This window comes from Cellulomonas fimi (assembly GCF_028583725.1).
Lineage (GTDB): Bacteria > Actinomycetota > Actinomycetes > Actinomycetales > Cellulomonadaceae > Cellulomonas > Cellulomonas fimi_B.
This window is the reverse complement of the sequence record NZ_CP110680.1, coordinates 3,669,714-3,682,254: the sequence shown is the minus strand read 5'-3', so window position 1 is coordinate 3,682,254 and position 12,541 is coordinate 3,669,714. Positions and strand designations below refer to the sequence as shown.

Sequence of the window (12,541 nt, the reverse complement as noted above, 5' to 3'; positions counted from 1 at the left end):
GCGCGCCCGACGGGCCCCACCGAGCGACGGCCGGCAGCGGCCCCGCCACGGTGTGGGAGATCTGTCGCGCCTGACGCAACACCGCTTCCACGTCAGCAGTCGTCGGGCTTGGGGACGTCGGTGCAGAGGTCGTCGACCAGGCGTGACCTGCGTTCGACGACCTCGAACGGTGCGCTCGTCGTCGACGTCTGTGCCGTGCCGGTGACGGGGTACCAGGCCTCGTCACCCGCGATCCGGTAGCGGCCCGACCACTCGGTCGTGAGGGTCACCGCGTACGTGCCCGTCGTCTCGTAGACGCGGAACGTGTCGTGATCGGGGTACGGGTGGCCGGCCGACCGGGTCCACAGGTCGGAGCCGTCACCGAAGTCGTAGTGGAACCGCTCGGGACTCGCGACGACCTCGACGTCGTACCCGGCGAGGTTCGTCTGGAACGTCTGCTCGACCCGCTCGGTCCGGACGATCGTCTCCTTGTTCACCAGCACCCACCCCCGGTCCGGCTGCAATATCAGCACCGGCGGAGCCAACGGCAGCCGCCGGAAGTCCTCGACGGTGAACACGGGCAGGATCTCGCCGCACCCACCAGCGTCGATCTGCTGCCACGGCGTCCATTCGGCCACTCCGGCGGGGAGCCTCCGCCACAGCGGCTGCTGGAACTGTTCACCTTGGCAGTCGATGGTCATGGCTTCGTCGATGCCCGTCGGGCACGAGCCATCTTCGTTCCCCATCACCCACCGACCCGCCGCTTCGCGACACGCGGCCGCCCGCCTGAACTCCGGTTGACGAGTCGGAGCGCCGTCCACGTACTGCGCCCGCGCTCGGCTCGCCGCTTCTCGCGCCTCACTGCCCCACAGCTCGAACACCTCGCCGCCTGCCGCATTGGCCCGGTGGCCCGCCAGTCCCTGCTTTGGCGGTGCCGCGGGTGTGGGAGCCGGCGCGCCGACCGTCAAGGCGGTGAGAACAACAAGAGCCGGGGCGACGAGTCCCATCACCACTGGGGGGTTTCGTCAGGATCGAGGACGTCAACCTCGTCTACTGTCCACCCGTCAGCCCAGCTCAGCGCCAGCGCCAGACGGAACTCGCCGCCGTCGTCGGTCGCCACGGTCGCCCCTGTGGCGTCGACCTGAGTGGAAGGGGCCTCTCGGACGATCAGGTCCGCTCCGAACCACTTCGCCGGCTCGATCATCCAGACCCTGGACGTGACGATCGACGTCGGCTCGTTCAGCGTGCGGTTCCCGCTCTGACCGATCTCTGCCACGTCGGCCGCGATGTCTCGGCAGAAGTCACACGTCTCGCCCGCCAAGGCGTTCCATGGCTCGAGGTTGCCCGAAGCGAACGAGTAGTCGTATAGCTGCACGAAGTACTCGGCAGCCGCCGCGGCTCCCGCTTCGTCGGGTGTCTTCATCGCCTCGTCAGGAGTCGGTCGGACGATGGGGTGGACAACAGGTGAGGAAGTGGACGTTTCAGGGTCGTCCGCGGTCGGTGTCGGCCGGGCGGGATCGTCATCCGGGGCGCAGGCCGTCAGGGCTGGCCCAAGGGCCAGCAGTGCGATGGCGAACGCCCCCTGCGCAGTTCGTCGTCGAAGCATGGGCGCGAAACTACCGAAACCGGACATGCGGTGGTGATGCTCGCTCGAATCTGTGGACAACCGCGGACCGCGACCCACCTGTGCTGGCCCAGGCCCCGTCGACCGGCCCGTCGTTGATCGCCACAGTCGCTCGTGAGCGACGAGCGGTCAGCGGTCGACGAGGAGCACGACGTTGCCGTCGAGGTCGCGGGTGGTGACGAAGAGGCAGACGGACGGGTCGCCCGCGACGTCGCTCACGTCGAGTCCGCGCTCGCGGAGGGCCGCGGCCGTTCTCGCGACGTCGTCGACGCGGTAGCTGGCGGAGGCCCAGGGCAGGCCGGGCGTCGCAGCGATGCCGCTGCGCGGTCCCATCAGCGTCACGCGGCGGGAGCCGTCGGTGAGGACTGCCGAGAACGAGGACGCCGACTCCACGGTCAGGCCGAGGTGCTCGCGGTACCAGTCGGCGGCGGCCACCGGGTCGTGCACGGGGACGAAGGCAGAGGCGATCGACGTCATGCGCGCACCTTGGCCGATGCCCCCGACACGAGTGCTGTGCGCCGTGGCCGCTGCCGAGCCGCAGGCATGTCGGTGGCCCGGCGTAGCGTCCGCCGCATGGCCATCGCCCGATACCCCGGTCTCGTCATCGACTGCCCCGACCCGCCGGCGCTCGCGCGGTTCTACGGGGAGCTCCTGGGATGGGAGGTGTCCGGCGACGAGGGCTGGGCGGAGATCCGCGAGGGCGACACGCAGTGCATCTCGTTCCAGCGCGTCGACCCGTACACGCCGCCCCGGTGGCCGGGTCAGGACGTGCCGCAGCAGATGCACCTGGACGTCATGGTCCGCGACCTCGACGCCGCCGAGCCCGAGGTGCTCGCGCTGGGGGCGACGAAGGCCGAGCACCAGCCGGGGGAGACGTTCCGCGTGTTCCTGGACCCGGCGGGTCATCCGTTCTGCCTCTGCGTGAGCTGACCCGAGGCTCAGGTCCTCGGCGGTCACCCGATCGAGGGTGACGGTGCGCTTCGACGCGTCCCCGCGCCGCCGTCGCGACACCGCCGAAACGGTCCGGTCCCTTCACCGGTGAAGAACTGGCCCCTTCCGAATCGTTTTGCACCCGGTCCGATCCGCCCTGCTCCGTGCCAGAGTGTCCGCGTCCTGCCGTGTTAGCGCTAACACACGGCGAGGCGTCAGCCCTCACACCCGCACCTGGAGACGGCGATGAGCGACGACGATGTCGACTTTCGTGAGCGAAGCGGTTCGACCCGGAGAACAGCACCCCGCCGACGGCGCACCTGGGCCGGCGCGCTCGTCCTGACGCTGGCCGTCACGGCCGCGCTCGCGGCGACCGCGTCGCCCCCCGCGCAGGCCGCGTCGATCGACACCACTGCGTCGTACGTGCTGGTCAACCGCGGCAGCGGCAAGGCGCTCGACGTCTACAACCTGGCGACGAACGACGGCGCCAAGATCGTGCAGTGGTCGCGCAACGACGGCGCGCAGCAGCAGTGGCAGTTCGTCGACTCGGGTGGCGGCTACTACCGGCTCAAGTCGAAGCTCTCCGGCAAGGTCCTCGACATCAACGGCCGGTCCACCGCCGACGGCGCGGCCGTCATCCAGTGGTCCGACGCGAACTCCACGAACCAGCAGTTCAGCGTCCAGGACGTCGACGGGTACATCCAGCTCATCGCCCGGCACAGCGGCAAGGCCGTCGAGGTGCAGGGGGCGTCGACCGCTGACGGCGCGGCCGTCGTGCAGTACGCGGACTGGAACGGCGCCAACCAGCAGTGGCAGCTCGTCAAGCTCGGCGGCACGACGACCCCGCCGCCCACCACCGGCACGTTCACCAACCCCGTCGTCTGGCAGGACTTCGCCGACGGCGACATCATCCGCGTCGGCGACGCCTACTACTACTCGGCGTCGACGATGCACTACTCGCCGGGCGCTCCGATCCTGCGCTCGTACGACCTCGTGAACTGGGAGTACGCCGGCCACTCGGTCCCGCGCCTCGACTTCGACGACAGCGGCTACGACCTCAACGGCGGCCGCAAGTACGTCAAGGGCATCTGGGCGTCCGCGCTGACCTACCGCCCGAGCAACAGCACCTACTACTGGCTCGGCTGCACGGAGTTCAACCGCACGTACGTCTACACGGCGCCCGCGGTCGACGCGACGTGGACCAAGAAAGCGCGGATCAACGGCTGCTACTACGACGCGGGCCTGCTGGTCGACGACAACGACACGATGTACGTCGCGTACGGCAACGGCACGATCAGCGTCGCGCAGCTCAACGCCGACGGCACCGCGCAGGTGCGGGCGCAGCAGGTGTTCCAGACGCCGTCGAGCGTCGGGACACTCGAGGGTGCGCGCTTCTACAAGCGGAACGGCTACTACTACATCTGGCTGACGCGGCCGGCGAACGGCCAGTACGTGCTGCGGTCCTCGTCGCCGTTCGGGCCGTACGAGATGCGCCAGGTGCTGCTCGACCTGCCGGGCCCGATCTCGGGTGGGGGAGTGCCGCACCAGGGCGGCATCGTCCAGACGCAGGCGGGCGACTGGTGGTACATGGCGTTCACCGACGCGTACCCGGGCGGCCGCGTCCCGACGCTCGCGCCGCTGACGTGGAGCGCCGACGGGTGGCCGTCGGTGCAGACGGTGAACGGCCGGTGGGGCACGACGTACGACAAGCCCCGGATCTCGACGACCAAGACGGTCGCGTCGATGATCGGCCGGGACACGTTCACCGGCCCGACGCTCGGGCACCGGTGGGAGTGGAACCACAACCCCGACACCAGCCGGTTCAGCGTGAACAACGGCCTGCGGCTCCAGACGGCCACCGTCACGAACGACCTCTACAACGCCCGCAACACGCTGACGCACCGCATCCAGGGGCCGACGTCGACGGCGACCATCGAGCTCGACTACTCGCAGATGGCCGACGGCGACCGGTCGGGCCTGGCGATGCTGCGGCAGTCGTCGGCCTGGATCGGCGTGGTCAAAAACAACGGCCAGACGCGCGTCGTGATGACCGACGGGCTCACGATGAACGGCTCGTGGGCGACCACGGGCACGGGCGTCGAACGGGCCGGGGCCACCGTCAGCGGCGGGCGGATCTGGCTGCGCGCCAAGGCCGACATCCGCCCCGGCTCCGGCCGGACGGCGACCTTCTCCTACAGCACCGACGGGACGAGCTTCGTCCCGCTCGGGCCCTCGTTCACCCTGAACAACTCGTGGGAGTTCTTCATGGGCTACCGGTTCGGGATCTTCAACTACGCCACCCGAGCCCTCGGCGGAGCCGTCACGGTCCGCAGCTTCGACCTCACCACGCCCTGACGAGGCGTGCCCCAGTCCGACGGCGCACCGGTGCGCCGTCCCGGCAGAGAGCGAGTGACGATGCACAGCAGGACACAGCAGCCACGACGGCACCCGGTGCGACGACGGGCGGCGGCCCTCGCCGCGACGGCCGGTCTGGTGCTGACGACGTTCGCCGCCGTGGCGAGCCCGGCGCAGGCCGCGTCGACGCTCGGCGCGTCGGCGGCGGAGAAGGGCCGGTACTACGGCACCGCGATCGCCGCGGGGCGGATGAGCGACAGCACCTACATCAACATCGCGAACCGCGAGTTCAACATGATCACCGCCGAGAACGAGATGAAGATGGACGCGACGGAGCCGTCGCAGGGCCGCTTCAACTTCACCAACGGCGACCGCATCGTCAACTGGGCGCTCAGCAACGGCAAGCGCGTCCGCGGGCACACCCTCGCGTGGCACGCCCAGCAGCCCGGGTGGATGCAGAACATGTCGGGCTCCGCGCTCCGCAGCGCGCTCATCAACCACGTCACGCAGGTGGCGTCGTACTACCGCGGAAAGATCTACGCCTGGGACGTCGTCAACGAGGCGTTCGCCGACGACGGGCGCGGCAGCCGTCGCGACTCGAACCTGCAGCGCACCGGCAACGACTGGATCGAGGCCGCGTTCCGCGCCGCCCGCTCGGCCGACCCGAACGCCAAGCTCTGCTACAACGACTACAACACCGACGGCATCAACGCGAAGTCGACCGCCGTCTACAACATGGTCCGCGACTTCAAGTCGCGCGGTGTGCCGATCGACTGCGTCGGGTTCCAGGCACACCTCGGCACCAGCATGCCGAGCGACTTCCAGGCCAACCTGCAGCGCTTCTCCGACCTCGGCGTCGACGTCCAGCTCACCGAGCTCGACATCCAGCAGGGCAGCAACCAGGCGAACGCGTACGCCCAGGTGACGAACGCGTGCCTCGCGGTGGCGCGCTGCACGGGCATCACCGTCTGGGGCGTGCGTGACTCCGACTCGTGGCGCACCGGTGCCAACCCGCTGCTCTTCGACGCGTCCGGCAACAAGAAGGCGGCGTACACGTCGGTCCTCAACGCCCTCAACGCGGGCACCAACAACCCCGACCCGGGTGGCAGCTCCTCGATCGAGGCCGGCGCCTGGTACGTGCTGGTCAACCGCAACAGCGGCAAGGCCCTCGACGTCTACAACTTGGCGACCAACGACGGCGCCCGGATCACGCAGTGGACCCGGAACAACGGCAACCAGCAGCAGTGGCAGTTCCAGCTGAACAGCGACGGCTACTACGAGGTCAAGTCACGACTGTCGGGCAAGAACCTCGACGTCTACGCCAAGTCGACCGCCGACGGCGGCGCGATCGTCCAGTGGGCCGACAACAACGGGGCCAACCAGCAGTGGCGCGCCACGATCACCAACGGCTACGCGACGCTCGTCAACCGCAACAGCGGCAAGGCCCTCGAGGTGCAGGGAGCCTCGACCGCCGACGGCGCCAACATCGTCCAGTACACGAGCTGGAACGGCGCCAACCAGCAGTGGCAGCTCGTCCGGGTCGGATGACCGACACCTCTCACCGGGGTGGGGTGCCGACCGGGCGCCCCACCCCCGAGACCCCCGAAGGAGTGGGACACACATGAGAACGACCCAAGGAACGCTCGCCGTGAGCGGGCAACGACGCCTGCAGGCGGGCTTGATGGTGGTGACCGTCGCCGCCGCCGGCCTGGTCGCCGCGGTCACGGCGTCACCGCCCGCGCAAGCGGCGTCGATCGACACGTCCGCGTCGTACGTGCTGGTCAACCGCAGCAGCGGCAAGGCGCTCGACGTCTACAACCTCGCGACGAACGACGGCGCGAAGATCGTGCAGTGGTCGCGCAACGACGGCTCGCAGCAGCAGTGGCAGTTCGTCGACTCCGGCGGCGGCTACTACCGGCTGAAGTCGAAGCTGTCGGGCAAGGTGCTCGACATCTCCAACCGCTCGACCGCTGACGGTGCCGCCGTCATCCAGTGGTCCGACGCGAACTCGACCAACCAGCAGTTCAGCATCCAGGACATCGACGGGTACATCCAGCTCATCGCCCGGCACAGCGGCAAGGCCGTCGAGGTGCAGGGCGCGTCCGGCTCCGACGGGGCTGCCGTCGTGCAGTACGCCGACTGGAACGGCGCCAACCAGCAGTGGCAGCTCGTGCGCCTCGGCGGTGGCAACCCGACCACGCCGCCGCCGACGAGCCCGCCGCCCACCGGTCAGTGCTCCCTCCCGTCGACCTACCGCTGGTCCTCCACGGGTGCGCTCGCGCAGCCGCGGTCCGGCTGGGCCTCGCTGAAGGACTTCACGACCGCGCCGTACAACGGCCAGCACCTCGTCTACGCGACGACGCACGACTTCGGCACGTCGTGGGGCTCGATGAACTTCGGGCTCGTCTCGAACTTCTCCCAGCTGGGCTCCGCGTCGCAGAACGCCATGTCCTCCGGGACCGTCGCGCCCTCGCTGTTCTACTTCGCGCCCAAGAACATCTGGGTGCTCGCCTACCAGTGGGGCGGCGCGGCGTTCTCCTACCGCACGTCGAGCAACCCCACGAACGCCAACGGCTGGTCGTCGCCGCAGACCCTGTTCTCCGGCTCGATCTCCGGCTCCGGCACGGGCCCGATCGACCAGACGATCATCGGCGACAGCCAGAACATGTACCTGTTCTTCGCCGGTGACAACGGCAAGATCTACCGTGCTTCGATGCCGATCGGGAACTTCCCCGGCTCCTTCGGGTCCTCCTCGACCGTCGTCATGAGCGACACCACGAACAACCTGTTCGAGGCGCCGCAGGTCTACAAGGTCAAGGACCAGAACCTCTACCTGATGATCGTCGAGGCCATCGGTTCGAACGGCCGGTACTTCCGCTCGTTCACCGCCACCAGCCTCAACGGCACCTGGACCCCGCAGGCCGCCACCGAGAGCCGCCCGTTCGCCGGCAAGGCCAACAGCGGTGCGACGTGGACCAACGACATCAGCCACGGTGAGCTGATCCGCACCTCCGCGGACCAGACCAACACCATCGACCCGTGCAACCTGCAGCTGCTCTACCAGGGCCGCTCGCCGTCCTCCGGCGGCGACTACGGGCTCCTGCCGTACCGGCCGGGCCTGCTGACGCTGCAGCGCTGACCGTCGCACCACCGCGTCGCCGCTAGGGTCGCTGAGGGGCACGGACGCATCACCCAGGCGACGTGGAAACGGAGAGGGCGGGCTTCCGATGAAGCCCGCCCTCTCTCATCGTCTCCGTACGGTCGTCCGGTCGGTGCCGCCTCACCGCCCTGGCGGGCCGACGACCCGGCGCGACGGCGTGCCGGTAGGCTGACCACCGCGTCGGCACGCCCCCGGGCCGCCGACGACGCACGGGCTCAACGAGCCCGAGCGCCTGTAGCTCAGGGGATAGAGCACCGCTCTCCTAAAGCGGGTGTCGGCAGTTCGAATCTGCCCAGGCGCACAGCGGTGTTGTGTAGTTCCGCCTGATGCTGGACGTTTCGTGTTCGGCTGAGGGCTGACGTGGTTCCGGGTGATGGTTGACACCGGTTCCGGTTGATCCTTGACGCTCCCTTAATGAGGGAGATGAGCGTGGCGGAGCAGCGGTACAAGGCGGTGCTCGCAGACGGTCGCACGATCACGGCGGTCGCGGCGTCGCGGGGCTGAAAGGGCTGCGCGGGCCAAAGCAACGATAACTCTATCGCCAGTGTTGAGCCGCCCCAATTTCGGACGTATTGACCAATTGCTACCAAGCTGGGCGTCCTTCAGATGAGGAAGCTCTCTCACATAAATCCCCTCAAACTGCAAACCCTTCCGTATCGCGCTCAGCACGGCATCGACATCGCGCGCAGCACGGCATCGAGTGTCGGGTGCGACGTCTGGCGAGTCTACGGCGGGTCGTCAGCCCGCCAGTACGATCTCCGGCCGCCAGCGGCGCCAGGCCAACCACACCCCGAGGACCTGGAGGACGTCGCGAGGCGCCCCCGTCGCAGATCCCCTCTTGACCGCGAGGCCCACTACCCGATTGCCACGCCGGACGACTTCCCGCGCACAGCGCGTGCATGTCGTCTGCCATGCTCCTGCTCAGTGACGTATTCGAAGGAGCGCCGCGCGCTCATTTTCACTGGGCGACCGCGCGCGACCGCCTACTCGGGGAGGAGGTGGCAACGGCAACACGCGGCGCAGTGCGAAAAACGCCCGCGTACCGCTCATCACGCTATCTTGCGATGACTCTTGGTGTCGGAAGCGAGGTGTTGGAAGCACGATGCCCAATGATGCTGCGCGTCCAGACACCGTGTTGGAAGTCGTTGTCACCCAACTCGACGACGATGTCCCGCTCCTGGGTGTGTGTGCGGGGTTCGAGGACGGTGCTTGGCGTCATCGACAGCTCTCGTACGACCTCGTCCAGTGGGCCACCGACTGGATTCTCTCCGCGGACGAGCTCGAAGAGTTTAGTTCTACCAACCATCTCGACCTGTTCAATAAGGCTCTCAGTCGCGTTTACGAAACCATCGACTACAAGCGACGTGGCGAGGTTGGTGAGCTTCTCTTGCACATCATCCTTCGCACTTTCCTAAAGAGCGAACGCCTCATCACGCGCATCTACTTCAAAGATGCAGCAAACGATACTGTGAAGGGATTCGATGCAGTCCACGTAGTCGAATCCGGTCAAGAAGACGATGGCACGTCAAGCTTGGAGCTATGGCTGGGAGAGGCAAAATTCTACACGGACAGCCGAAGTGCAATGGCAGAGATATACGAAGAACTTCGCGTGCATCTGCAACGCGACTACCTAAGGTACGAGTTCGCCGCGATATCCGACAAGATTCCGAGAGCTTATCCGCACCGGGACGAGATTCGGGCGCTTCTCGCGCGGAAGACTTCTCTCGACGCGGCTTTCCGTCGCGTGGTCATTCCGGTCTTCATCACGTACGACAGCGACGTGACTGGTAAGCATGGCGAGTCGTCACAAGTCTACCTGCAAGAAATTGAGGCTGAACTCGCCCAGGAATGGGAGACATTCAAACGTCGCTACAGCAGTTGGACGCTCCCAAGGACGGTCAGGGCGCACCTCTTCCTCCTGCCGATGGCGACAAAGCAAACGCTCGTAGACGCGTTTGATGGGAGGCTAAAAGCGTGGCAGACGGCTACGAAGCCCTAAGGACGGCGCTCGCTGGCCCGGTGATCGAGGACAAATTCTCGCTCCTCGGAGAAATCGCGGCGATCCTCGATGTAGGCGAGAACCGGTCTCAAGCCGTGGACCTCGTGATTCGCGCACTCGATCGCGCTCACGATTTTGAGGCCGAGGCGGCCTTGCTAAATGCTCTCGCGATGGCGAGCGGGCTCTACCCTTACGTACCTCGTGGCTCCAGGGAGGACCCGTTGATATTCCGCGATCGGGTACTTCTGGAACTGCATCGGCCGCACGATGGATCGGATACGGTGTTTCACCGTGTCCAGGCGCAGGTGTTTCGGCGCCTTCTTGACGGTCAGAATGTGATTCTGTCAGCCCCGACCAGCTTCGGAAAGAGCCTGATCGTTGATGCCCTGCTTGAGGCAGGGCAATATCGCAACGTCGTGATAATAGTCCCGACGATCGCACTTCTCGACGAAACGCGGCGCAGATTGAGTCGACAGCCTGGGTATAAAATGATCACACACCCCGGGCAGGCCTACGGAGAGAAGAACCTCCTGGTGTTGACTCAGGAGCGCTTTCTGGCCCTTGACGAGATTCCCGATGTCGACCTCTTCTTCATTGATGAGTTCTACAAGCTCTCTGACAATGAGCCGAATGGCCAGTTGAGCGGCAGGTCCGCGCTACTAAATCGCGCGGTCGCGCGGCTCTTGAAGACCGGCGCTCAGTTTTACATGGCAGGCCCCAGTATCAGCTCCCTGGACGACCTCCTGCCGGAGGATTTCACGGCTTCGTTCGTGAAGACGGACTTTGCGACCGTTGCTGCCGACACCGTGAGGCTCGAAGCAAACAACGATACGGAGCGACGGGCGAAGATCCTTGAAGTACTGGCGGGATCCGAGGAACCGACGCTGATCTATTGCCAGAGTCCAGCACGGGTGCGGCTGGTCGTAAAGTGGTTGCTGGAGGCCGACGCACCTGAACGGTACGGCTCCGGGTTGCCCGATGCGGCGGAATGGGTGGAACAGAACTACCATCCGGAATGGATTCTTCCTCGGGCTATGCGCCATGGGATCGGCGCGCATCACGGCCGCTTGCCTCGATGGCTAGCTCAGCACATGGTCGACGGCTTCAATCGCGGTGACTTGGGGGTCCTAGTCTGTAGCAACTCGCTGATCGAAGGCGTGAACACCCGTGCGAAGCGGATCATCATTCTTGACAAGAATATCGCCCGACGAGCATATAGCTATTTTACATTTGCCAACATTCGCGGTCGGGCCGGCAGAATGTTGCAGCATTTTGTTGGTACTGTCTACGTCTTCCACGATGAGCCCAGAGGCGAACTTCCGACGATTGACGTCCCGGTCCTGACGCAGAGTGATGCGGCACCGAGTTCGGTTCTTCTCGACATCGACAGCGCAGAACGAACGGAGCAGACGCAAGAGCGTTTGCGTCCGATCCTTGAGCAAGATCTGGTGAGCGAAGACACTATGGCGGCCGTAATGGGCGTCGAGCCTGAGCAGCAGATTGAGCTGGCCAAGCATCTGAATGGAATGCCGCGCGCTCGCTTGGCGGAACTGCAATGGACGACCGCCTATCCCCGGTACGGTCAACTGGAAGGCCTGTCATCGCTGATCTGGAATTTCATCCCGCCGGATTATCACCAAGGGCATGGCCCGACGTCCGCGAAGCAACTGACCCGTTATATCGCCACCGCGAGCCAAGCCGATGGTCGCATGCGTGACGTTATTGCCGACTTCACGAAGGATCCAAATTGGTGGCGGGCAGGTGAGGATCTTGACGATCGCATCGAGCTCGCATTTGACTTTGTTCGCTTCTGGGTTGATCACAATTTTCCGCAACTGGTTCGTGCGGTTGATCGGATAGCCGCCGACGTGCTGCAAAGTCGAGGCATGACGCCTGGTTCGTTCGAAGCATATGCGGCTCGCGTGGAGGCAAATTTCGCTCAACCGCTATTCGCGTCTGTTGAAGAGTTTGGCCTCCCGATCGAAGTTACCCGCAAGCTGGCAGCGAAGCTCAGGTCGGCCGACACACTCGACGACCTGCTGGGGCGTATTCGGATGGTCGCTTCGCAGTCGTTGCCTGAGTTGTCTCCGTTCGAACGATCTCTTGTGGCCCGGATGGTCGGAGAGGTGTGAGCCCTTCAAGGCCTTCAAAGGGGCCGTCGTGCCTGCGACCGGTGAGTCCGTGGCCTGACGCTGGCGGATGGCTCCCGCACGCACGCGTGCCCTGCGAACGAGGGCCCGCGCGGGCCACCTCTGAGACCGCAGACCCTTTCGGACATTGTGGGGATCCGCTGAGTGCCGGCGTGCAGATCTCGGCTTGACGCAGCGCGGTGCGCCGACATGCCGTCCGACTTCACAACGCCCGCGCTTGCTCGTGATCTACTGGCCTAGTGGACTTCGACAGCGTAGCTGCGTGGCTAGTACAGCGGGGCCTTCCTTACACCGAACGCGAGATCGATCATGCCCGTCAATTGCGGGTCGCGACTGGTGAGACG

General features: G+C 66.0%; 9 protein-coding genes and 1 tRNA gene. 7 read left to right on the top strand and 3 right to left on the bottom strand.

Annotated elements, in window-relative coordinates:
- Window positions 1–92: 92 nt before the first annotated feature.
- The 3 genes from OOT42_RS16530 to OOT42_RS16520 all read right to left on the bottom strand — a co-directional run bounded on the left by OOT42_RS16530 (window position 93) and on the right by OOT42_RS16520 (window position 2,080).
- Window positions 93–680: a hypothetical protein gene (locus OOT42_RS16530; RefSeq protein WP_273652252.1), complete on the bottom strand. Its 588-nt coding sequence runs from the start codon at window positions 678–680 to the stop codon at window positions 93–95.
- A 305-nt stretch (window positions 681–985) separates the two neighbouring features.
- The gene (locus OOT42_RS16525; RefSeq protein ID WP_423775920.1) at window positions 986–1,402 is read right to left on the bottom strand and encodes a DUF6318 family protein; all 417 of its coding nucleotides are present in this window, start codon (window positions 1,400–1,402) and stop codon (window positions 986–988) included.
- Between the two features lie 330 nt (window positions 1,403–1,732).
- The gene (locus OOT42_RS16520) at window positions 1,733–2,080 is read right to left on the bottom strand and encodes a VOC family protein (RefSeq protein WP_273652250.1); all 348 of its coding nucleotides are present in this window, start codon (window positions 2,078–2,080) and stop codon (window positions 1,733–1,735) included.
- Window positions 2,081–2,176: 96 nt separating this feature from the next.
- Here OOT42_RS16520 and OOT42_RS16515 point away from each other — a divergent pair, with 96 nt between their 5' ends.
- The 7 genes from OOT42_RS16515 to OOT42_RS16485 all read left to right on the top strand — a co-directional run bounded on the left by OOT42_RS16515 (window position 2,177) and on the right by OOT42_RS16485 (window position 12,179).
- A complete protein-coding gene (locus tag OOT42_RS16515; RefSeq protein WP_273652249.1) occupies window positions 2,177–2,533 on the top strand; it encodes a VOC family protein in 357 nt (118 codons plus the stop codon).
- A 246-nt stretch (window positions 2,534–2,779) separates the two neighbouring features.
- Entirely contained in the window at window positions 2,780–4,888 is a 2,109-nt protein-coding gene (locus tag OOT42_RS16510; RefSeq protein WP_273652248.1) for a family 43 glycosylhydrolase, read from the top strand.
- 60 nt (window positions 4,889–4,948) lie between these two features.
- Window positions 4,949–6,436: an endo-1,4-beta-xylanase gene (locus tag OOT42_RS16505; protein ID WP_273652247.1), complete on the top strand. Its 1,488-nt coding sequence runs from the start codon at window positions 4,949–4,951 to the stop codon at window positions 6,434–6,436.
- Between the two features lie 73 nt (window positions 6,437–6,509).
- On the top strand, window positions 6,510–8,027 hold the full coding sequence (locus OOT42_RS16500) for a non-reducing end alpha-L-arabinofuranosidase family hydrolase (RefSeq protein WP_273652246.1): 1,518 nt from the start codon (window positions 6,510–6,512) through the stop codon (window positions 8,025–8,027).
- A gap of 249 nt (window positions 8,028–8,276) precedes the next feature.
- A tRNA-Arg gene (locus OOT42_RS16495) sits at window positions 8,277–8,349 on the top strand.
- Window positions 8,350–9,150: 801 nt separating this feature from the next.
- On the top strand, window positions 9,151–10,047 hold the full coding sequence (locus tag OOT42_RS16490) for a HamA C-terminal domain-containing protein (protein ID WP_273652245.1): 897 nt from the start codon (window positions 9,151–9,153) through the stop codon (window positions 10,045–10,047).
- A complete protein-coding gene (locus OOT42_RS16485) occupies window positions 10,023–12,179 on the top strand; it encodes a DEAD/DEAH box helicase (protein ID WP_273652244.1) in 2,157 nt (718 codons plus the stop codon). The genes OOT42_RS16490 and OOT42_RS16485 overlap by 25 nt, the downstream gene beginning before the upstream one ends.
- Window positions 12,180–12,541 lie beyond the last annotated feature (362 nt).